The sequence below is a fragment of the Prolixibacter sp. SD074 genome (genome assembly GCF_009617895.1).
Classification (GTDB): domain Bacteria; phylum Bacteroidota; class Bacteroidia; order Bacteroidales; family Prolixibacteraceae; genus Prolixibacter.
Window position 1 is genome coordinate 3,874,530 of sequence record NZ_BLAW01000001.1, and the last position, 22,927, is coordinate 3,897,456.

At 45.1% G+C, this 22,927-nt stretch carries 19 protein-coding genes; 4 read left to right on the forward strand and 15 right to left on the reverse strand.

The window, feature by feature from the left end:
• Positions 1-2 precede the first annotated feature (2 nt).
• The 14 genes from hisA to GJU82_RS16700 all read right to left on the reverse strand — a co-directional run bounded on the left by hisA (position 3) and on the right by GJU82_RS16700 (position 14,573).
• The gene (hisA, locus tag GJU82_RS16635; RefSeq protein WP_153633180.1) at positions 3-734 is read right to left on the reverse strand and encodes a 1-(5-phosphoribosyl)-5-[(5-phosphoribosylamino)methylideneamino]imidazole-4-carboxamide isomerase; all 732 of its coding nucleotides are present in this window, start codon (positions 732-734) and stop codon (positions 3-5) included.
• A 14-nt stretch (positions 735-748) separates the two neighbouring features.
• Positions 749-1,357 carry an imidazole glycerol phosphate synthase subunit HisH gene (gene hisH / locus GJU82_RS16640; RefSeq protein WP_153633181.1) on the reverse strand — a complete coding sequence of 203 codons (609 nt, stop codon included), beginning with the start codon at positions 1,355-1,357 and terminating at the stop codon, positions 749-751.
• Positions 1,358-1,374: 17 nt separating this feature from the next.
• The gene (locus GJU82_RS16645) at positions 1,375-1,941 is read right to left on the reverse strand and encodes a TlpA disulfide reductase family protein (RefSeq protein WP_153633182.1); all 567 of its coding nucleotides are present in this window, start codon (positions 1,939-1,941) and stop codon (positions 1,375-1,377) included.
• Positions 1,942-1,955: 14 nt separating this feature from the next.
• Positions 1,956-2,840, reverse strand: a complete 885-nt coding sequence (purU, locus tag GJU82_RS16650; RefSeq protein ID WP_228488747.1) for a formyltetrahydrofolate deformylase — start codon at positions 2,838-2,840, stop codon at positions 1,956-1,958.
• Positions 2,841-2,921: 81 nt separating this feature from the next.
• A complete protein-coding gene (hisB, locus tag GJU82_RS16655) occupies positions 2,922-4,040 on the reverse strand; it encodes a bifunctional histidinol-phosphatase/imidazoleglycerol-phosphate dehydratase HisB (RefSeq protein ID WP_153633183.1) in 1,119 nt (372 codons plus the stop codon).
• 26 nt (positions 4,041-4,066) lie between these two features.
• A complete protein-coding gene (gene hisC / locus GJU82_RS16660; protein WP_153633184.1) occupies positions 4,067-5,104 on the reverse strand; it encodes a histidinol-phosphate transaminase in 1,038 nt (345 codons plus the stop codon).
• A gap of 3 nt (positions 5,105-5,107) precedes the next feature.
• Positions 5,108-6,397 carry a histidinol dehydrogenase gene (gene hisD / locus GJU82_RS16665; protein WP_153633185.1) on the reverse strand — a complete coding sequence of 430 codons (1,290 nt, stop codon included), beginning with the start codon at positions 6,395-6,397 and terminating at the stop codon, positions 5,108-5,110.
• A gap of 11 nt (positions 6,398-6,408) precedes the next feature.
• Positions 6,409-7,275 (reverse strand): ATP phosphoribosyltransferase, encoded by an 867-nt coding sequence (gene hisG / locus GJU82_RS16670; protein ID WP_153633186.1) that lies wholly within the window; start codon positions 7,273-7,275, stop codon positions 6,409-6,411.
• A 312-nt stretch (positions 7,276-7,587) separates the two neighbouring features.
• Positions 7,588-8,739, reverse strand: coding sequence for a molecular chaperone DnaJ (dnaJ, locus tag GJU82_RS16675; protein ID WP_153633187.1), 1,152 nt, complete (start codon positions 8,737-8,739; stop codon positions 7,588-7,590).
• Between the two features lie 38 nt (positions 8,740-8,777).
• Complete coding sequence (locus GJU82_RS16680) at positions 8,778-9,416, reverse strand: nucleotide exchange factor GrpE (protein WP_153633188.1); 639 nt, start codon at positions 9,414-9,416, stop codon at positions 8,778-8,780.
• Positions 9,417-9,579: 163 nt separating this feature from the next.
• The gene (locus tag GJU82_RS16685) at positions 9,580-10,134 is read right to left on the reverse strand and encodes a TlpA disulfide reductase family protein (RefSeq protein WP_153633189.1); all 555 of its coding nucleotides are present in this window, start codon (positions 10,132-10,134) and stop codon (positions 9,580-9,582) included.
• A 35-nt stretch (positions 10,135-10,169) separates the two neighbouring features.
• Positions 10,170-11,477: a UDP-N-acetylglucosamine 1-carboxyvinyltransferase gene (murA, locus tag GJU82_RS16690; protein ID WP_153633190.1), complete on the reverse strand. Its 1,308-nt coding sequence runs from the start codon at positions 11,475-11,477 to the stop codon at positions 10,170-10,172.
• A gap of 12 nt (positions 11,478-11,489) precedes the next feature.
• Entirely contained in the window at positions 11,490-12,101 is a 612-nt protein-coding gene (locus tag GJU82_RS16695) for a DUF4290 domain-containing protein (RefSeq protein ID WP_153633191.1), read from the reverse strand.
• A 156-nt stretch (positions 12,102-12,257) separates the two neighbouring features.
• Positions 12,258-14,573, reverse strand: a complete 2,316-nt coding sequence (locus GJU82_RS16700; RefSeq protein ID WP_153633192.1) for an ATP-dependent helicase — start codon at positions 14,571-14,573, stop codon at positions 12,258-12,260.
• Positions 14,574-14,739: 166 nt separating this feature from the next.
• Here GJU82_RS16700 and GJU82_RS16705 point away from each other — a divergent pair, with 166 nt between their 5' ends.
• Positions 14,740-16,047 carry a gliding motility-associated C-terminal domain-containing protein gene (locus GJU82_RS16705; RefSeq protein WP_153633193.1) on the forward strand — a complete coding sequence of 436 codons (1,308 nt, stop codon included), beginning with the start codon at positions 14,740-14,742 and terminating at the stop codon, positions 16,045-16,047.
• Between the two features lie 93 nt (positions 16,048-16,140).
• Here GJU82_RS16705 and GJU82_RS16710 read toward each other — a convergent pair whose 3' ends face one another.
• Positions 16,141-18,297, reverse strand: coding sequence for a translation factor GTPase family protein (locus GJU82_RS16710; RefSeq protein ID WP_153633194.1), 2,157 nt, complete (start codon positions 18,295-18,297; stop codon positions 16,141-16,143).
• A gap of 394 nt (positions 18,298-18,691) precedes the next feature.
• On the opposite strand from GJU82_RS16710, the gene GJU82_RS16715 reads away from it, so the two are divergent.
• The 3 genes from GJU82_RS16715 to rpsL all read left to right on the forward strand — a co-directional run bounded on the left by GJU82_RS16715 (position 18,692) and on the right by rpsL (position 22,830).
• Positions 18,692-20,881, forward strand: a complete 2,190-nt coding sequence (locus GJU82_RS16715) for a peptidase domain-containing ABC transporter (RefSeq protein WP_153633195.1) — start codon at positions 18,692-18,694, stop codon at positions 20,879-20,881.
• Between the two features lie 60 nt (positions 20,882-20,941).
• Complete coding sequence (locus GJU82_RS16720; RefSeq protein WP_194831092.1) at positions 20,942-22,228, forward strand: HlyD family secretion protein; 1,287 nt, start codon at positions 20,942-20,944, stop codon at positions 22,226-22,228.
• Between the two features lie 227 nt (positions 22,229-22,455).
• The gene (gene rpsL, locus GJU82_RS16725; RefSeq protein WP_106540266.1) at positions 22,456-22,830 is read left to right on the forward strand and encodes a 30S ribosomal protein S12; all 375 of its coding nucleotides are present in this window, start codon (positions 22,456-22,458) and stop codon (positions 22,828-22,830) included.
• Positions 22,831-22,927: the final 97 nt, after the last annotated feature.

The window sequence follows — 22,927 nt, forward strand, 5'->3', positions numbered from 1 at the left end:
CATTAGCTGTTTTTGGCGTAATAACGGCCGATTTCCTCCAGGGAAATCCGGTTTTCATAAATGGCTTTTCCGGTGATGACGGCCGGAATATTTGCTGCATCCAGGTCAAGAATGTCCTGCATGGAGCTGATGCCGCCACTGGCAATCAAATATAGTTCCGGAATCTGGGCCAGAATGTCACGGTAAAGTTCGGCGGCCGGTCCCGATAACATACCGTCGCGGCTGATGTCGGTGCTGATAACCTGTGTCACGCCTTTTTCCTGCCAAAGGGAAATAAATTCAATGATGTCGGTATCGGTGGTTTCCAGCCAGCCCGAAACGGCGATTTTACGGTTGTGCGCATCGGCGCCCAGAATAATGCGCCCGCTGCCAAATTTCTCCAACCACGATTGAAATACATCAGGCGATTTAACGGCAATACTTCCACCGGTAATCATCGCAGCGCCAGATTCAAACGCAATGCGTAAGTCTTCATCCGATTTCAGTCCGCCGCCAAAGTCAATTGTCAACGATGTGTTAGTCGAAATACTTTCCAGTATTTTGTGATTAACAATATGGCTGGCTTTGGCACCGTCCAAATCAACCAGGTGAAGCCGTCTCAATCCGGCATCTTCAAACGAACGGGCCACTTCCAGCGGATTTTCGTTGTAAACCTTCTTCTGTGCATAGTCGCCCTGGTTCAGGCGGACACATTTTCCATCGATAATATCAATTGCCGGAATAATTTCAATCATGGCAAATCTCTTCGTTAGCGTGCTTTGAGGTTGATAAAGTTTTCCAGAATTCGCGCACCAACCGGTCCGCTTTTTTCGGGATGAAATTGTGTTGCATAAAAATTATCGCGATGCAAAGCGGCACTGAACGGCGTAATGTAATTGCAAATGGCAGCGGTGTCGTCTCCTGCGGCGGCGTAATATGAATGGACAAAGTAAACATACTGGTTCTCCAGCGAAGCACCGAACAAATCACTTTTCAGGTTACTGATGCTGTTCCATCCCATGTGCGGTACTTTTGTAATGTTCTCCTGTCCCGGTTCCGGCACAAATTTCTTTACCTTTTCGGGAAAAATACCCAGGCAATCCACATCACCTTCCTCGCTGTGCGAGCACATGAGCTGGAGGCCCAGACAGATTCCCAAAACAGGTTGTTTGAGGCCGGTGATGAGTGTATCCAGTTTGTGTTCCCGCAACCAGGCCATGGTAGTGGATGCCTCACCTACGCCGGGGAAAATAACCCGGTCTGCCTTTCGGATAATTTCCGGATCGGCTGTAATGGTAGCATTCACACCCAGTCTTTTCAGCGCCAGCTCAACCGACATGATGTTTCCGGCATTGTATTTAATAATGGCTACTTCCATTCAGTATTGAATACGTGTTATTGTTTAAGTAATGAGTCGATTACTTTTTTCATCTCATTGAACTCATCCGTTTTATAGAGGCGTGTCATAAAAACGATTTTTCCGGTTTTATCGATGACGACATTCCGGGTGACGCCAGCCGCTTTATCAGCGAACAGCCCGAAAATATGGGCACCCGGGTCAAGAGCAAGTGGATACGTAATTTTCATATCGGAAGCATAACGCTTTACAACGTCCACTGGCTCGTCCCTATCTATTCCAATAAGGACGAAATCAGGATTATCTTTGTGTTTTCCCCATATTTCCTTTTCAATGTGCGGCATTTCGTGACGGCAAACTCCGCACCAGCTTGCTGTAAACTGGAGCATGACCACTTTACCTTTCCAGTCAGTGCTGGAAACTTTTGTGCTATCGGCCATGGTCATGGAAAATTCAGGAATCTTATCGCCCGGCTCCAGAATATAGCCATAACTGGCCGGCACTTTCTGTTTTCTGGTTTTGTTGGTTGCCGATTGTGCTTTTACTGTAATTGTCAGCAGGAGCACGATAACTGATAATCGAATTACATTGTAATAGTTCTGCATGACGGAAGGAATTTTTAGTTGAAAACAACAGTTCTGTTATTATATACAAGAATCTTTCGTTCGAGATGTTTGTAGACCGCTTCACTTAGGATAATCTTCTCTAAATCACGTCCTTTTCTCATTAGGCTGTTAACCGTGTCGATGTGGGAAATCCGGGCCACATCCTGGGCAATGATTGGACCGGCATCGAGCTTCGGGGTTACGTAATGGCTGGTTGCCCCGATAATTTTTACACCGCGGGCATGAGCAGCATGATACGGTTTGGCACCTGCAAATGCCGGAAGGAATGAATGGTGAATATTGATAATTTTGTTGGGGTAGTGTTTGACAAATTTATCGGATAAAACCTGCATGTACCTGGCTAGAACAACAAAGTCTATTTTGTAATCCGTTAGTAACTGTAGTTCCTTTTGTTCTTGTTCTGCTTTATTTTCTTTCGTTATCGGTACGTATTCAAAATCAATTTCGAATTGCTGTGCAACGGGAGCCAGCTTCTCGTGATTGCTGATAATTAGTGGAACTTCTACTTCCCATTCCCCGGCAGTGTATCGGGCAAGGATGTCAAAGAGGCAGTGGGATAGTTTGGACACAAAAACGGCCATTCGCGGCGGTTTATCCGAAAAGTGGAGCCAAAAAGTAATATGGAAGCGGCCGGCGACCAGTGTCTCGAAATATTCGGCAATCTTTTCACGGGGAATAACAAACCCGTCCAGTTCCCATTCGACACGCATGTAGAATAATTTCTCCTCTCGGTCAACATGTTGATCGAGGTAAATAATGTTACCCTTGTTCCGGTTCAGGAATTCGGTAACAGCTACCAGGATGCCTTGCTGGTCGGGGCAGTGAATCAGAAGGATAGCCGTATTCTTTTCGATGTGTACTGATTTAATACTTTCCACGAATTTTACTATTTGTTTTTATACGATGAACGTTCGTTTTTCAGGGACGAACAAAAATTATATTAATAAAAAACTTTCATCTCAAAGCGTTCCTTTAGTCGAGGGCAACGAATTTTTCATGGGATCTTTTCGTATTGCCATCCGGATCGATTTGGCAAATGCTTTAAATATTCCTTCTATTTTATGATGTTCATTTGTTCCTTCCGCTTTAATGTTCAAATTGCAGAGTGCTGCATCGGAAAATGATTTAAAAAAGTGGAAAAACATCTCTGTGGGAACATCACCAATCATTTCCCGCTTGAAATCTGATTCCCACACCAGCCACGGTCTGCCGCCAAAGTCGAGGGCAACCTGGGCCAGGCAATCGTCCATCGGAAGGCAAAAGCCGTAACGTTCAATGCCGCGTTTATCACCCAGCGCTTGCCGGAAGGCGTTTCCAAGGGCAATACCCGTATCTTCAATGGTATGGTGTTCGTCCACTTCGAGGTCGCCATTTACATGAATGGTTAAGTCGCAACCGGAGTGCCGGGCAATTTGGTCGAGCATATGATCGAAAAAACCCAGCCCGGTGGAGATATTTCCTTTGCCGGAGCCATCCAAATCGATGGTAATGCTAATTTTTGTTTCAGTTGTCTTCCGCTCAATGGTCGCGGTTCGTTCGCCTGTTGCCAGGAATTGAAAGACTTCTTCCCAGCTATTAGTTGTCAAAGCGCAGTAAGCTTTTAATTCTTCGTTTTCGATTTCCTTTGCAGAGAAGAAGATGGCTTTAGCTCCCAGATTCCTGGACAGTTCCACATCGGTCGGGCGATCGCCGATGACAAAAGAACTGGATAAATCGTATTCTTCACCAAGATATTTTTGCAACAATGCGGTGCCAGGTTTTCGCGTAGGAGCATTTTCTTCCGGGAATGTGCGATCGATATGTATGTTGTCGAAGGTGATGCCTTCGTTTTCGAAAGCTTTCAACATTTTATTGTGGGCCGGGAGGAAGTTTTCTTCCGGAAACGAACCCGTTCCCAGTCCGTCCTGGTTGGTCACCATCACCAGCTCAAAATCGAGCAGGTTTCTGATGTTATACAGGTTGCGAAAAACGCCCGGAATGAATTCCAGCTTTTCCAGTGAATCCAGCTGATAATCCTCCGGCGGTTCAACCACCAGCGTTCCGTCCCTGTCGATGAAGAGTATTTTTTTCTTTTTCATTTTTAGAAGAATGTATTGAAAGCCTGTTAAACCAATGTTTCCAGAGCTTCAATCAATCGTTGGTTTTCCATCTCCGAACCAACACTAATACGCAGGCTACCTTCACAAAGTGCGACTCCGGAGCGGTCGCGAACAATAATTTTTTCATCGACCAGGTAATTGTAAATTCCACGCGGATCGAGTGTCTTCACCAGTAAGAAATTTGCATCGCTGGGAAAAACCTTGACGACAAATGGAAACTCCTGCAGTTTCTCTGCCAGCTTTTCTCTTTCTGAAACCAAAACCTTTACCCAGTCTGATTTTTCTTTCTCTAACCCGATCAGCTCCATCGCTTTTAGCTGTGTCAGGATATTGATATTGTACGGATATTTGATGCGGTTCAGTACGTCAATAATATCCTGGCCGGCAAATGCCATTCCCAGTCGAATACCAGCCATTCCCCATGCTTTCGAGAATGTTTGTAAAACTACCAGGTTGGGATGCTCTGCCAGTAATGGCAGAAGCGATTTCTCCGGGCAAAAGTCGATATAGGCTTCATCAACAACAACCAAACCTTCGAAATTATTCATGATTTCCAGCATGGCTTCTCTTTTCAAAGCATTCCCGGTAGGATTGTTGGGGGAGCAGAGGAAAACCATTTTGGTATAGGGTGTGACTGTATTTAGAACAGTTTTCACCGAGAGGGTATAATCTGCATTCAATGGAGCTTCAATCACTTTGACATCGTTCACATCGGCAGCCACACGGTACATTCCGTAGGTGGGGGCGATGGCAACGATGCTATCCACTTCGGGTGAACAAAATGCCCGAATCAGCAAATCGATGGGCTCATCGCTTCCGTTGCCGAGGAAGATGTTTTCAGCAGGTATGTTTTTTACCGGCGCAATCTTGCTTTTCAGTTCTTTTTGCCTCGGGTCGGGATACCGGTTGTACGGCGCATTGAACGGATTTTCGTTGGCATCGAGAAAAACCGCGGCCTCGCCCGAAAATTCATCACGAGCCGAAGAATAGGGTTTCAATTTTCGGATGTTGTCGCGCAACAGTTTTTGTATATCGAATGTCATGATCTATGATTCATCGCTAGAGTTGATACGCAAAGTCGCTGCATTCTTATGGGCGAAAAGCAATTCACCCTCGGCCATAGCTTCGATGATAGGCCCCAACTGCTGAATGCCGTCCCTGGAAATTTCCTGAAACGTAATTTTTTTGCAGAAGCTTTCCAGGTTTAGTCCGCTGAATGAACGGGCCCATCCCTGTGTCGGGAGTGTGTGATTTGTCCCGGAAGCATAGTCCCCGGCACTTTCAGGCGTGAAATTGCCCAGAAAAACAGATCCGGCATTGGTAATACGATCGGCGTGGTTGGTGGTATTTCGTGTGGCAATGATGAGGTGCTCAGGTGCATAAAAGTTGATGAGTTCAACCATTTGCTCTTCGTCGTTCACCAGAATAGCCCGACTGTTTTCCAACGCTTTGGTAGCAATAGCCGCACGTGGCAATTCTGACATTTGCCTGTCGATTGCCTGCAATACCTTGGTAATAAGAGGCTCTTCGGTTGTCACCAGAATTACCTGGCTATCGGGGCCGTGTTCTGCTTGTGATAACAAATCGGCTGCGATGAATTCAGGGTTGGCCGATTCGTCAGCCATAATGGCCAGTTCCGATGGACCGGCAGGCATATCAATAGCACAATCGTTAACCGATACGGCTTGTTTTGCAGCGGTAACCCATGAGTTGCCCGGGCCGAAGATTTTATATACGCGGGGAACGGTCTCGGTTCCATAAGCCATGGCTCCGATGGCTTGGACTCCGCCAATTTTATAGATTCTGGAAACTTCGACCAACCCGGCAGCAAACAGGATAGCCGGATGAATTTCGCCTTTTTCATTAGGGGGCGTACAGAGAATAATCTCTTTGCAACCGGCAATTTGAGCAGGAATACCGAGCATTAAAACAGTGGAGAACAACGGTGCAGATCCCCCTGGAATATAAAGTCCAACCTTATCGATCGGTACAGATTTTTGCCAGCATTTTACGCCGGGTGTTGTTTCAACCATCCGCATGGGCGGCTTCTGTATCTCGTGAAAGGCGAGGATATTTTTAGCTGCTTTCTGGATGGCTTCTTTCAGTTTGGGCTCAATCATTTGAGCAGCCTTTTCCAATTCGTCCTTGCTTACCCTGAATTCTTCCAGGTCGGCTCCATCGAAACGACGCGTATAATCACGGACAGCGGCATCACCTTTCTTCTTCACATTGTCAAGAATCATCCTGACGGTACTGTTAATCGAAGAGTAGTTGTTGGCCGGGCGTGAAAGAATTTTGGGCCAGGTATTAAATAGGGGATAATTGTGAATCTGCATTGATTGGATTTTTATTGTATCATTTTTTCAATGGGTACAACCAGGATTCCCTCTGCTCCATTTTTCTTCAGGTTACCGATTACTTCCCAAAATTCATTATCGTCGATAACAGAGTGAAGTGAACTCCAGCCTTCTCTTGCCAGCGGCATTACGGTCGGAGAAGTAGTTCCGGGCAGTACTTCAACAATTTTATCTAATTTATGGTTTGGTGCATTTAGCAGGATATATTTCTTCCCTTTCCCCATTTCCACTGACTCAATTCTGAAAATCAGCTCATCAAGGATGCCTTGTTTCTCTTTGGACAGTTTTTTATTAGCAACCAAAACAGCCTCTGATTTCATTACCACTTCCACTTCTTTCAGCCGGTTGCTCACCAACGTACTTCCGGAACTCACAATATCGAAAATGGCATCAGCCAGACCAATACCCGGGGCAATTTCCACAGAACCGGTAATCACATGAATATCCGCATCAATTTTCTTCTCGGCCAAAAATTCCTTCAGAACCTCCGGATAGGAGGTGGCGATTTTCGTCCCGTTAAACCATTTTGGTCCAGGATATTCAGCGGCCATCGACTGTGGAATGGCCAGTGAAAGACGGCACTTACTGAAGCCCAAATGTTTGATGATATCAACCTGCTGCTTTTTCTCGGCCACTTCGTTTAAACCAACGATCCCGATATCAGCAACGCCGTCAGCAACTGACTGTGGGATATCATCGTCCCGAAGATACAAAACTTCCATGGGAAAATTTTTGGCTGCAGAGATGAGTCTTCTCTTGCCGGAAATCAGATCAATGCCGGTTTCTTTAATCAAACCGACTGAATCTTCATTCAGGCGGCCTTTGGTCTGAATCGCGATGCGTAATGTTGAGTTCATGACAAATTTTTAGATGAAAAAAAGGCCTACCTTAATTAAGGTAAGCCTGTTAATTTTGATGAATATTTTTATACATTCCAATTACGGCCTACCTTTTAGCAGGAAATGATGATGACCGTAATGGAAAATTGCGTTGTTCATAATCTTATTATTGCTGCAATGATACATATTTTAGAAAAACGATGCAACAGCAGCCGAAAATAATGGAGGTATTTTAATGTTTAATTAATGCGAAATAAGAATTATGGAGCATTAATTATGGGCATTACCCATATATGAAAGAAGAGGCAATGGAAAGATTGCCTCCCTTTATCAGAACATATCTTTTACCTTGTCAAAGAAATTTCGGTCTTCTGAACCGACATTTTTTGCACTGAAATTATCCGATTCTTGAAGCTTTTCCAGTTGTTTCTTTTCTTCGTTGCTAAGCTTCTTCGGTACCCATACATGAATGCGAACCAGCAAATCGCCGCGTCCGTAACCATTCAAATCGGGTAACCCTTTTCCGCGAAGGCGAAGAATTTTTCCCGGTTGGGTGCCGGCGTCCACTTTCACTTTTACCTTGTTGTCAACCGTTGGAATCTCAGCAGTAGTGCCCAGCGCCAGATCGGGGAACGATACATAAAGATTGTAAATCAAATCGTTCTCGTCTCGAATCAGGTCGGGGTCTTTTACTTCGTTGATGAGTACCAGCAAATCGCCGGGCACGCCACCACGCCGGGCTGCATTTCCTTTTCCGCTAACGGAAAGTTGCATACCGTCCGCTACGCCGGGCGGTATTTTAATGTTGATAATTTCTTCACCTCTAATAATCCCTTCGCCGTGGCATTTGTCACACTTGTGTGTAATGATCTGGCCCTCGCCACCACAGGTAGGACAGGTGGATGTTGTCTGCATCTGCCCAAGGAAAGTATTACTGATGCGTGTAACCTGGCCGGAACCGTGGCACGTGGAACAGGTGCTGTATCCGTTGCTTCCTTTCGCTCCACTACCGTGACAGCTATCGCAGGTAACGTATTTCTTAACTTTTATTTTCTTTTCCGTACCATGAGCAATCTCTTTCAGTGTCAGGTTGGCTTTTACCCGAAGGTTCGAACCACGGTTTATGTGGTGGTGTGTGCGTCCGCCTCCGGAACCGAACCCGCCAAATCCGCCAAATCCGCCACCAAAAATATCACCAAACATGGAGAAGATATCGTCCATGGACATGTCGTGGCCACTGAATCCACCTTGACCACCGCCAAGGCCGGAGTGTCCAAATTGGTCATATCTCTGACGTTTTTCAGGGTTGCTTAGTACTTCGTAAGCCTCGGCAGCCTCTTTAAAATTCTCTTCAGCCGTTTTGTCACCCGGATTTTTGTCCGGGTGGAACTGAATCGCCTTTTTTCGGTAGGCTTTTTTTATCTCTTCCGGGCTTGCACTTTTGCTAACCCCCAAAACTTCATAATAATCTCTTTTTGCCATTATCCGATTTCTTTCCTGTCAGTTAAAATCTTCCGTTTTTATTCACCAACGACTACTTTGGCAAATCGAATCACTTTCTCATTCAATACATATCCCTTCTGGATAACATCTACCACTTTGCCTTTTAGTTCCTCGGAAGGTGCCGGAATTTTCGTCAGGGCCTCATGCAGATCGGTATCGAATTCTGTTCCGTTGGCTTCTATTTCCTTAATGCCATTCTGATTCAGAAAATCTTTGAATTTGCTGTAGATCAATAGCAGGCCGTCTTTTACAGCATTTTCATCAAGCCCTTGTTCCATTGAGCCAATGGCGCGTTCAAAATCATCAATAACCGGAAGGATGTTGGTCAAAATACTTTCGCCAGCTGTTTTGGTCAGTTCCATTTTTTCCTTCAATGTTCTTCTGCGGTAGTTATCAAACTCAGCAGAAAGACGCAGATATTTGTCATTCATCTGTTCAATCTGCTTTTCCAACGCTGCTATTTTGTCTGCGTCTTTGTCTTTTTTTGACTTTTTATTGTCTTTTTTATCCTCATGTTTCTCTTCTGATTGCTGTTCTTTTTCAGCAGTTGAAACTTCGTTACCTTCGGAGGAGTTGTCCTTTGTTACTTCTTGTTCTTCCATTTTATTGGTATTCATATCCTTTTGTTCCTCCTGTTTGTTTTTTTCCTTGCTCATACGAATAAAGTTTTCTAAACGAGTTCGTCACTGGTCAACAAAATTTTTGCCAATTGCTGATTTCGGACAATTTGACATTTTTATTCCCGGCCGACTGTCAAAACGATTGAGTCGAAACAGATTTGTCCGCAAAAGTAAGGAATCCTATCGGACTGTTTACAAATTATTTTTGCAAGGTCGAAAGTGTCTCAATCAATCGGTTACCACGTAAATTTCTGGCAACAATAACACCATTGCCATTGATGAGGAAATTGGTGGGAATACCGCGTACACCATAAACCCCCGCATATTTTGACATCCAGCCTTTCAAATCACTTACTTGCCATGGCCATGACAAACCGTCCATTTTAACGGCGCGTTCCCAGGCAATGTGACTTTGGTCGAGCGAAACACTAAAAATGGTAAAGCCCTCGCCTTCAATGAAATTCTTGTCCTTAAACTCATCGTAAGCTTTTACCACATTCGGATTTTCCCGGCGGCAAGGTCCACACCACGATGCCCAAAAGTCGATCAAAACCATTTTTCCGCGAAGAGCGGAAAGTTTAAGGGTATCGCCATTGATGCCGGTTTCCACGATATTGGGCGCAGTTCTTCCTATTGACGTTCCGACAGGAGGAAAAGTGCTTTTATTCTTATGATCTTTGGCGAAGCTTGTTTGGGCCGCAAAGGCAATAAAAGCGGATATTAATAATGATAAGGTGAAAGTGCGATATTTCATGTCTATGTTTTTTCGACGTTCAGGAATTGCGTTCCTTACGATTCTCTTACAATCTTCGCGCCAAGACTGTTCAACCGAACGTCGATCGCTTCGTAACCCCGGTCTATTTGTTCGATGTGATCGATGGTAGAAGTGCCCGTAGCGGAGAGAGCGGCGATAAGCAGCGCTACTCCGGCACGGATGTCAGGAGATGTCATGTGAGTTCCTCTTAGTTGGACTGCCCGGTCAAGCCCGATAACAGTTGCGCGATGAGGGTCGCAGAGAATAATTTTGGCGCCCATGTCAATCAACCGGTCAACAAAAAACAGGCGGCTTTCGAACATTTTTTGGTGTATCAAAACACTACCCCGCGCCTGTGTTGCTACCACAAGAAATACACTGAGCAAGTCGGGGGTTAATCCGGGCCAGGGCGCATCGGCAATTGACATGATGGAACCGTCGATAAACGATTCCACTTCGTAATGTTTCTGGGACGGAATAAAAAGATCGTTGCCCCGGTTTTCAACATGAATGCCTAACCGTCGAAAAGCATCGGGAATGATGCCCAGGTCATGTAATGAAACATTTTTAATTGACAGAGCGGAGGAAGTCATGGCTGCGAGGCCGATAAAACTTCCTATTTCAATCATATCGGGTAGCAGCGAGTGATTACAACCACTAAGCGAGTCAACACCATCAATAGTCAACAGATTGGAGCCAATCCCACTGATGTTTGCCCCCATCGAATTGAGCATTTTGCACAACTGCTGCACATAGGGCTCGCAGGCAGCATTGTAAATTGTTGTGGTTCCTTTGGCCAGCGTTGCGGCCATTATCAGGTTGGCTGTGCCGGTCACCGAAGCTTCATCAAGGAGCATGTAGGCGCCGCTTAGTTGGTCCGCCTTAATTTGGTATTGACATTTATCGGCATCATAATGGAAATCAGCGCCCATCTTTTCGAGTCCGATGAAGTGGGTGTCTAATCTGCGGCGACCGATTTTATCGCCGCCAGGCTGCGGAATGATCCCTCTCCCAAAACGAGCTAATAGCGGACCGATTATCATGATGGAACCGCGCAAGCCACCAGCCAGCTTCCTGAATTCTTCAGTATTGATGTAGTTGATGTTGACTTGATTGGCCTGAAAGTCGTAATTCCCTTTCTCTTTACGGGTAACTTTCACGCCAAATCCTTTCAGTGTTTCGATGAGCTTCAGAACATCGCTGATTTCGGGAATGTTGGAGATATTTACTTCCTCGTCGGTGAGCAAAACTGCACAAATAACCTGTAAAGCTTCGTTTTTGGCGCCCTGAGGAATCAGTTCTCCGGTGAGTTGTTGGCCACCTTCTATGATAAACCGTGCCATGTAAGTCGCTAATTACTTATGTTTCCGGTTTGCTCCTTTGGTTTTCTTTTTATTACTGTTCCCGCCGGTTCTGAGTATGTCGCGTGCATCGGCAAGCCTGGGGGCTTGTTCAATTTTCAGGGTGCCTCCTGATAATTCTTCCAGGTCCTTTAGTATTTTATCATCATTTACTGTTTCCTTATTCCAGACCACAAATGATTTTTTCATCTGATTAGCCAGCATTTGAATGAGCTGCTTTTTCTCCGGACTTCCATCTTCGTACTGGGAAGCTTGCTCAATCATCTTTTCAATAAGTTTTCCGTAGTGACGATATTTTATGGGTGTATGATCGTAAGGCACCGGCTTGGGTTTTTCAAGAAAGGTTTCCGGACGGGGAGGATCATACGGGTAGTCAATATCGAGTTTGAAATCGGACATGATGGCGATGTGATCCCATAATTTATGCCTGAAGTCGCTGACATCACGCAGATAGGGATACATGTTTCCCATAATCTCGATAATTTGATTGGCTGCACGGTTCCTTTCTTCGCGGTCTTCGATAGAAACCACGTAATCAACCATCTTGTGAATATTCCTTCCGTATTCAGGAAGTTTCAGTTTTTTACGATTCGAGTTATAATCCATTGAAAAGTATCTTCGGTTAAGTGGCATTTGCATAATGCGGGAATATCAGGCAAAAGCACGAGGGATTTCGATCACAAATCTAATTCTTTTGCCGCATATTACAAAAAGTTAAGATTTTCGGGGTATGGAAAACGAATATTCGTTTGCTGCCAATGGCTATTCTACAATTTTCAATTTGGCAAATTTCAGCAACAGGTGTTTTTCTCCGGCATTGGGGAAGAAGACCTTTGCCTTCCGGTCGGGCATTGTTCCCTCGATGGCAATGACTTTCCCCCGCCCGAAACGTTGGTGCTCCACAAACATACCCGCCTGAATTTCCTCCGGATCGCTTCCGGTAAATGCGGCTGTGTTTTGCCGGCTGGCTTCGTTTATGCGGGTGAGTCGTTTGCCCAGATGTTCATTCCCCTGTTGACTACGAATGCCCATCGGATTTCTTCTTATGGGGGCTTCTTCTTTTGCAGGCGGAACGGATTCGCGCCGGGGAAGGTGAGCCTGGAGGCCACCCGATTTCATGTTGAGAAATTGCTCATCGATTTCACCAATAAAACGGCTGGGATTGCAAAATTCCAGGTTTCCCCAGCGATAACGCTGTTTGGCAAATGACAGCCAGGCATTTTCTTTGGCCCGGGTGAGGGCCACATAAAAAAGGCGTCTTTCTTCTTCGAGTTCTGCTCCCGTTAAGGTCCCGGAGAATCCTGATGGGAAAAGATTCTCTTCCAAACCAACGATGAACACATTTTTAAACTCCAGTCCCTTTGATGAGTGGACCGTCATCAAGGTCACCTTATCAAAATCTTCTTCTTTATCAGTATCCTGATCGGTGAGCAGGGCAACCTCCTCCATGAAATTATTGAGCTGGTTTGGACGTCCTTCTTCTTTTGCGTTCAGCGAAAAATCCTGAACCGCATTCAGTAATTCCTGGACATTCTCGTACCGGCTCAGGTTTTCCGGCGTTTTATCCTTGTAAAACTCTTTTAGCATGCCGCTTTCCGTAGCAATTTTCAAGGCCAGTTCATAAGCCTCCATCGAAGTTAATTGTCTGGCAAATCCTTCAATCATGTGAATAAAACCGGCTACTTTGCGTTGTGTCCCTGCGTTCAGCCCGGCCGTTTGGCAATCGTCCGGATTGGAGGCAATATCCCAAATACTTTGATCGTTCTGAATTGCATAGGCCTCCAGCCGGCCCATGGTGGTATTGCCAATTCCACGTGCCGGATAATTGATAACCCGCTTCAATGCTTCGTCATCTTTCACGTTAATGGTTAACCGGTAGTAGGCCAGCAAATCCTTAATTTCCTTGCGTTGATAAAACGACAGGCCTCCATATATTTTATAAGGGATATTGCGCTTTCGCAAAGCCTCTTCAAAAATACGCGACTGCGCATTGGTCCGATACAGAATGGCAAAGTCGGCAAACCGGTGCTGATGGTTCATCCGGGTATCGATAATCTCATTTGCCACCAGGTAGCCTTCTTCGTTGTCGGTCAATGCACCGATTACCTGAATTTTTTCTCCTTCGGCGTTTTCACTGAATACCCGTTTGGGAAGCTGGTGTTTATTTTTTTCGATGAGACTGTTGGCCGCGTCCACGATGGTTTGTGTCGACCGATAATTCTGCTCCAGCTTATATGTGTTGAATTCCGGATAATCTTTCCGGAAGTTCAGGATATTTTCAATTTTGGCTCCCCGGAAGGAGTAAATGCTTTGGGCGTCGTCGCCAACCACGCAAATATTTTCGTGACCCAGAGCCAGCTTTTTTACAATCAGGTATTGCGAAAAGTTGGTATCCTGGTACTCGTCGACCAAAATGTATTTGAAGCGCTGCTGATATTTTGCCAGGATTTCCTCGTGGTTCTTGAATAACAAATTCGTTTGCAGCAGCAGATCGTCAAAATCCATGGCGCCGGCATTTCTACAGCGGCGGGCGTATTCTTTGTAAACTTCAGCAAGCCGGGGCATTCGCGATGCCTGGTCAGCTTCCCGAATCTCACTGTTTTGCAGATAAGCCATTGGTGTAATGAGGTTATTCTTGGCTGCCGAAATGCGGCTATAAACCAAACCAGGCTTGTAGGTTTTATCATCAAGTTTCATGTTCTTGATGATGGTCTTCAGCAGGCTTTTGGTGTCCTGTGTGTCGTAAATAGTGAAGCTGGACGGGTAGCCGATGATTTCTGCTTCGCCACGAAGGATTCTGGCAAAAATGGAGTGAAATGTTCCCATCCAGAGATATCGGGCTGTTTGAGGACCCACAATTTTGGCAATTCGTTCCTTCATTTCGCGGGCTGCCTTGTTGGTGAAGGTAAGTGCCAGTACAGACGAAGGCGGAACACCATTCTTCAGCAAGTGAGCAATCCGGTATGTTAGCACGCGTGTTTTCCCTGAACCGGCACCGGCAATTACCAGCGAAGGCCCTTCGGTGTTGACAACGGCATTGCGTTGGGCTTCATTTAATTCATTGAGGTAGTCGTTCACGACGGGAGTGGATTAATCGGTTAAAAATACTGGATTCTATTCAGAACCACTTGCAAATATAACTGCCTGTATGGAAAAATTTCAATGGTCTGTAAAGGAATTCAAATTAATTCCCGTCGATTATTTTTATACTTGTATTCAGGTTTAACCGCAAAGAATTACCTGCATGCAAATTAACCCATTGATTATCAAAGTATGTCTTGTTGTTTTTTTTGTGCCTGGAATGGCATTGCTGACAACTGCACAGCAACTTAATGCCCCCGCCTCTGATTTTTCGGAAAGGACAAGTTATCCGGTTACCCCGAATAATGATATGGTTTATTATTTCTGCACACAGCAGGGGCAGCAAATTGCCGAATTGCAGGCAACGTCTGCGGGTAGTGTCGTTACATTCAACTGGACTAAATACAACAGCGCAACGGGCAGTTTCGATGCGTATGCCACCGAAAGCGGAGCGTCTTCTGTTATTCAAAATCTGGCCGATGGTTGTTACCAGGTTTCATTTACCGATGGCGGCAATAATTATTCTTTCCGGTCCTGGGTGTTTAACAGTTGGTTGCAGGTAACTGCGGCTGTAACAGCATCGACCTGTAGTTCTTTTCATCTTGAATCGACGGTAACGGGTTCTACTTTTATTTACTATGATATCAGCTCGAATCAGCAGGTTGTGCTGGCTCCGAATGATACGTATGCCTGGTACGATGGTGGCTCACGTTTGTCTACGCAGCCTGCTTTTACCATGTATGATGTACCGGCACAAAACACCGACTACCGGCTGGAAGTCACCAACCGGGCTGGTTGTGCAGCTACTTCCACGGTAACGTACCAATCGGTTGTGCCGGAAGCAAAATTCTCCTGGACTACCAGCCAGAAAAGCGATCCGCAGTATAGTAATCCACAGGCACCGTTGGACGTGCAGTTCAATAACGAATCGATTAATGCCGACAATGACAAATTCGAATGGTTTTTGTTCCGCGATATTAGCGCTATCCGCGAAGAAGCATCCACGACAACTCAGCCGGTTGATTCCATTATGGAAGTGCTGGCTGGCGTGAATCCCGTTTACACGTACGAGAATTCGGGACGTTACATGGTGAAGTTGGTTGCCGCAAAAGAGAATCCGAATTTTACCTGCCGGGATACTTTTTATCTGAGCGATTACATTGTGGTGGATACCTCATTGGTGATGGTGCCGCCTGTTTTTACGCCAAATGGCGATGGCATGAACGATGTTTTGAAAATTGAAACACGTTCGTTGGAATCGCTCGATTTTCAGGTCCTGAATCGCTGGGGGCGGACCGTTCACCATTTTAAAAAGAGTGGCTATATCCCTGAAGACTCTGAGCTGGCGGCGTGGGATGGCAAGATTGGTGGAAAACCAGCCTCTGCTGGTGTATACTTTTTTGTGATCGATGCGGTGGGGCGCGACGGGACACGACGAAAACGAAAAGGATTTATTCACCTCCTAAGGTGACATAACACAGCAGATAAAATTGAACATGAAAAACCCCTGCTCCAAATTAAGGAGTCAGGGGTTTTAAGTTAGTCATAGGTTGGAAAAGACAATTTATTCTTCGACTTGTTCTGCTTCGTAAGCAGCAAGCAACTCTTCCTGAATGTCGCCCGGAACTTTTTCGTAATTCGAAAATTTCATGGTGAACATAGCCCGTCCCTGGGTCAGCGAACTTAATGCTGTGGAGTAGCGATCCATCTCTTTCAGCGGCACTTTTGCCACGATTTTTTCGAATCCTTTTTCTGAGCTCATGCCCATAATGAGGGCACGGCGTCCCTGGAGGTCGCTCATCACATCGCCCATATGGTCGGATGGCACCAGCACTTCTACATCGTAGACAGGCTCCAGAATTTTGGCGCCAGCTTTTTTGAATGCGTCACTAAAGGCGTGTCGTCCGGCCAGTTTGAACGAAATTTCATTGGAATCAACCGGGTGCATTTTTCCATCGTAAATAAAAACGCGGATGTCGCGGGCATATGAACCAGTCAGCGGACCTTCTTCCATTTTTTCCATAATTCCTTTCAGAATGGCCGGAAGGAATCGGGCGTCGATGGAACCTCCAACGATGCAGTTGCAGAAGACTAGTTTTCCACCCCATGGCAGTTTGTGCTCATCGGTACCGCGAACATTGACTTTCCATTCTTTCCCGTCAATTTTGAACATCGAAGGAGCGGGCATGCCTTCTTCATAAGGCTCGATAATCATATGAACTTCACCGAACTGTCCGGCACCACCACTCTGTTTTTTGTGACGATAATCGGCTTGTGCGGCTTTAGTAATTGTTTCCCGGTAAGGAATTTTTGGTTTGAGAAACTCAATATCAATTTTGAATTCATTGGCAAGATACCATTTCAAGGTATTGAGGTGGTATTCTCCCTGGCCGTGCACAATTACCTGTTTCAGTTCTTTCGAGTACTCAATTATATAAGTTGGATCCTCTTCTGCCATCCGGTGCAGGTATTCGCCCATCTTTTCCTCATCCGCCTCATTTACCGCCTTGATGGCAGTTCTGTAGCGAGGTTCCGGATATTGGAGTGACGGGAATTTATAATTTGCATCCTTGTCGGAAAGCGTATGATTGTGTTTGGTCTCTTTCAGTTTCACGGTGGCACCGATATCTCCGGCGACCATCTCTGTTACTTTGGTCCGGTTTTTACCGGCAACGGCGTAAATTTGCGAAATCCGTTCCTTGGCGTTGCGGGCCGTGTTTATCAGGTCCATGCCTTCTTTCACAGTTCCCGACATCACTTTGAAATAAGTGATTTCACCTACGTGCGGTTCAACGGAAGTTTTGAAGACAAAAAGTGAAGTCGGGCCATTAACGTCGGCTTTTACTTCTTTGTCATTAATGGTTTTCTTCGGGGCAAGTTCTCCGGGGTGTGGGGCCACATTAATGATGAATTCCATCAATCGGCGGGTTCCCATGTCGCGGGAAGCGCATACGCAGAAAACGGGGAAAACACTACGTTCGAGCATTCCGAGCTTTAGGCCGGTACGCATTTCATCTTCGGTGAGTTCGCCTTTATCGAAGAAGAGTTCCATCAAATCCTCATCATTTTCGGCGGCCATTTCCACCAAATCGTTGTGCATTTGTTTGGCCTTCTCTTTCTCTTCTTCAGGAATATCGATGATTTTGGGTTCGCCACCATTGGCAGGCCATTCGTACATTTTCATTTTCAGTACGTCGACCACTTTGTTGAAACGGGTACCGGGATTTACAGGATACTGGATGATAGCCAGTTTATTGCCGAAAGCGGCTTTCGCCGAGTCAATTGACATGTCCCAGTTCGTGTTTTCGTGATCCAGGTGGTTCATCACGAAAATTAGCGGGGTGTGGAATTTGGCTGCGTTGCGGTTGGCAATTTCGGTTCCTACTTCTACTCCGTTCACGGTGTTAAAAACCATGAGTCCGGTAGCTGCAACACTGAGGGCGGGAATCACACCACCGACAAAGTCGTCCATTCCGGGCGTATCGATGATGTTCAGTTTGCAACCGTTGTATTCGGTATAGAGGACGGTTGGGTGAACGGAGTTTCCGTACTCCTGTTCAACCCGGTGATAGTCAGAAACGGTGTTTTTGTTGCCTACTTCACCCATTCGGTTGATAACGCCACCCTCGTAGAGCATTGTCTCCGCGAGGGTGGTTTTCCCGGCGCCGGCATTACCCAGTAACGTCAGATTCCTAATCTCATTGGTTTGGTATACTTTCATGTGTAGTCAAAGTTTTTAGGATGGAAAAAATGTTTAAAGGTTTCGAATAGAAAAACGACACCTGTTTTTATTTTCGGCAGGTGCCAAACAAGTCTATCAAAATTAAAAATTATTTAACAAGACACAATCCTTTCATGGTTGTGGCTTGACAGTTTTTCCCGGATGTGGACATTGGTTTTTCGTCTTAAATAACTTGTCATTCAGAATTATCGCATTTTTTTTCGCGGAAGCGGAAGGTAAGAAGAGGTTAAATTGAGGAGTGGAAATATGTTTTAGAATATATTTTATCGAATATAACCTCTTGAACTATACATAAAAAAGCATTTTGTTTTGAATATAATTGATTCCCGTTATATTTGTTCAGAAACATTTCCTGGGATTAAACTATCTGTACATGCAGCGATTTCCCTTCTTTAAGCAACTGGATGCCATGGACTGCGGTCCGTCGTGCCTCCGGATGATTGCAAAACATTACGGGAAAAATTTTTCACTTCAAACCCTGAGGGACCGAAGTTACCTAACCAGAGAAGGCGTATCCATGCTGGGAATATCGGATGCGGCCGAATCGATTGGGATGCGATCCATCGGGGCGCGGTCCTCCTTTGAGCAGTTGACGGAACAGGTTCCGTTACCTTGTATTGTCCACTGGAAACAGGAGCATTTTGTCGTTGTATATAAAATCAAAAGGGGGAAAATTTACGTAGCCGATCCGGCTTATGGCTTACTGAAATATTCGGTTAGCGAATTCATGAAAGGATGGACCGGCTCAACAGATACAGAGAATGCCAAGGGATTGTGCCTGCTGCTGGAACCGACCCCCGATTTTTATAATATCGAAGATGAGAAAACAAATAAATCTTCATTTCGGTTCCTGTTTGCATATCTGAAACCTTACAAAAAATTTTTGATACAGCTGGCACTGGGATTATTCCTGGGGAGTTTGTTCCAGCTGATTTTCCCGTTCCTAACCCAATCGATGGTCGACGTGGGTATCAATAACCGGAACATGGGGTTTGTTACCCTGGTGTTGGTAGCCCAGTTAGTGTTGTTCATTTCGCAAACGACCGTTGAATTTATCCGCAACTGGATTTTATTACATCTCACTACACGCATCAATATATCGCTGATTTCAGACTTTCTTGTCAAGCTAATGCGTCTTCCTATCGGTTTTTTCGATACCAAGATGATAGGTGATATGATGCAGCGCATTGGCGATCATGTCAGAATTGAGCAATTTTTAACGAACCAGTCGTTAAATGTGCTTTTCTCCATGTTTAATCTGGTGGTTTTTTCCATTGTTCTGGCTATCTACAGTTGGCAGATTCTGGCCATATTCCTGGTAGGAAGTATTCTGTATGTTATCTGGATTCTGATATTTATGAGGCGTCGCCGCGAGTTGGATTTTCGTCGTTTTGCTCAGTTATCCGATAATCAGAGTAAGCTGATTGAGCTGATAACCGGGATGCAGGAAATCAAACTTAATAACAGCGAAAAGCAAAAGCGCTGGGAATGGGAGCGCATTCAGGCCCGGTTGTTCCGGGTGAACGTGCAGCGGCTATCGCTTACGCAGACGCAGACCATTGGGTCGGGCTTTGTCAATCAGCTGAAGAATATTTTGGTTTCGTTTCTGTCGGCTAAGTTGGTTATCGAGGGGCAGATGACACTGGGTGCCATGGTGGCTGTATCGTATATCATTGGTCAGATGAATGCGCCGATTGAAGGTTTGATGAATTTCTTCCAAACGGCACAAGATGCGAAGATATCACTTGAGCGTTTGGGTGAGATTCATGAAAAGGAAGACGAAGAAAAGGCCGAAGAGCCGAAGATTACGGTTTTTCCGGAAAACAAGGAGCTGAGCATAAATAGTGTCCATTTTCAGTATGAAGGCCCGCATTCACCAATGGTTCTGAAAGATATCAATTTGCATATTCCTGCCGAAAAAACAACAGCCATTGTGGGAATGAGTGGAAGTGGAAAAACCACGCTGATAAAACTGATGCTGGGATTTTATCAACCGGTGAAAGGAGATATTCATCTGGGCGACATCCAGCTTCGAAACTTTTCAAGCCGCTTGTGGCGCGATAAGTGCGGTGTAGTGATGCAGGACGGATTTATTTTTTCGGATACCATTATAAATAATATAGCCGTTGGCCAGGAGACTATTGACAGAGAGCGAATGTTGCACGCTGTCAGGATGGCAAACATACAGGAGTATATCGAATCGTTGCCTCTTGGTTACAATACCAAGATTGGGCAGGAAGGCGTTGGATTGTCGCAGGGGCAGAAGCAGAGAATTTTGCTGGCCCGTGCCATTTATAAAGATCCCGATTTTATTTTCCTCGATGAGGCCACCAATGCACTGGATGCCAATAACGAGAAAATTATCATGGAGAATATGGAAGAGTTCTATAAAGGCCGTACCGTTGTTGTAGTGGCTCACCGTTTAAGTACGGTAAAAAATGCCGACCAGATTGTGGTGCTTGAAAAAGGAGCGATCGTAGAGCGGGGAACACATAAAGATTTAATTGCTAAAAAAGGACAATATTTTCATCTGGTGAAGAATCAGCTGGAATTGGGCGCCTGATTTTTTAGGGTGCTATTTATATATGTAACCGTTGCCGATTTTATGGATAAAAAGAGACACTTGGAAATCAGAAGCGAAGAAGTTCAGGATATTCTTGGACGTATACCTGCGTGGATAACACGCAACGGTACAACACTGGTTTTTGTAGTAATTGCCCTGCTTTTTATTGGTAGCTGGTTTTTTAAGTACCCTGATATTATTACGTCTCCCATTGTAGTCACCACCGAAAATCCGCCGGCCAACATTTTGGCCCGTGTCGATGGAAAGGTTACGCAATTATATGTGAAGGATAAAGAGCATGTTGAGAAAGGACAACGAATTGCATTGTTGGAAAACTCCGCCAATTTCGACGATGTACTCGATTTGAAAAAGCATTTACGCTGGCTCGCTCCTTTCTTTATCGATTTTGATTTAAAGAAACAGACTGTTTTCAGCGATAATTATACACTTGGGACCATTCAAACCAGGTATACCGCATTCCTGAAATTGTATAATGATTATGTTCATTTTTCAGAACGTAATTATTATCCCGGGAAAATCAAAGCATTACAGGTTCAGGTTCGGGTTTACCGGATATATTATGACCGGCAGTGGAGCCGTCGCAATGTAGTGTTGGAAGATTTGGGGCTGACCGAAAAGAAATTTAAGCGCGACTCATTGTTATATAAGAAAGGTGTTTTATCGCTGGCTGAGTTCGAAACTTCGAAACAAACGCTACTAAATAAGGAGTACGATTTTGAAGGCGTCCGGACCACACTCGCCGAAACACAAATGAAAATTCTGGATCTGCAGCAATCAGTTATCGACATGCAGAACAAATATGACCAGGAGAAAAAAGGACTGCAGCTTTCGCTGGAAGAGGCATACAATAACCTTCGGAGTGAGATTGATGTGTGGGAGTTAAATTTCATGATGAAAGCGCCGATTGAAGGAGAAGTGACTTTTACCAGGTTCTGGAGTGTAAACCAGAATGTAAAACAAGGCGAAAATGTATTTACGATTGTTCCTGATAAGCCCAGTCGTATTATTGGTAAAGTGAAATTGCAAATCCGGGGGTCGGGCAAGGTAGAGGTTGGACAGCGGGTCAACATCAAGTTCGATAATTATCCTTATATGGAATACGGAATGGTTGAAGGGCGTGTTGCCAAAATTTCACTGGTCCCGAATGATGATTACTATTCCTGTGAAGTTGATCTGCCCAATGGCTTGGTAACTAATTACGGGACGAAGCTCAGTTTTAACCACGAAATTTCCGGGTCGGCCGAAATCATTACCGAAGATCGCCGATTGTTACAGCGACTCTTCAATCCCATTCGTTCACTCTTCCGCGAACGCGTGGCCCGGTAGAACAATTTCCCTGCGAAAAATCTAAAATTCCTCAAAATCGCAGAGATAGCACTATTTTTTTTATCGAAAATGCGGTTTTGTCTTGAAAATGTGTAATTTTGCAAACCGATTTTAGGCAGGATCCGCGGCTGGATAGTAATAAACAGTGCTGATTCTCCGAAAAATAATATACCTTTGCAAACCATTTTGTGTGCGTAAATATATTAATGTTCAAATTTTAAACTTTTATGCCTACTATTCAACAGTTAGTACGTAAAGGGAGAAAACAGATTAACGAGAAGAGTAAGTCTCCCGCGCTGGACGCTTGTCCGCAACGTCGTGGCGTTTGTGTACGTGTTTACACGACTACGCCAAAGAAACCAAACTCAGCAATGCGTAAAGTTGCCAGGGTAAGGTTGACCAATGGTAAAGAAGTAAACGCTTACATTCCGGGTGAAGGACACAACCTGCAGGAGCACTCAATTGTGCTGGTGCGTGGTGGTCGTGTAAAAGACCTTCCTGGCGTACGTTATCACTTGATTCGTGGTGCGCTCGATACAGCCGGCGTTGAAGGTCGTACGCAGCGTCGCTCGAAGTATGGTGCCAAACGTCCGAAGAAATAAGCGATTTATTGCAGTTAATGAAATTAGTACAATTTAGTTATTTGTGTGGTGGTTTGGTTGAGTAAGGGCCTGTGCATGCAGGCTGGCAAACTGAAGA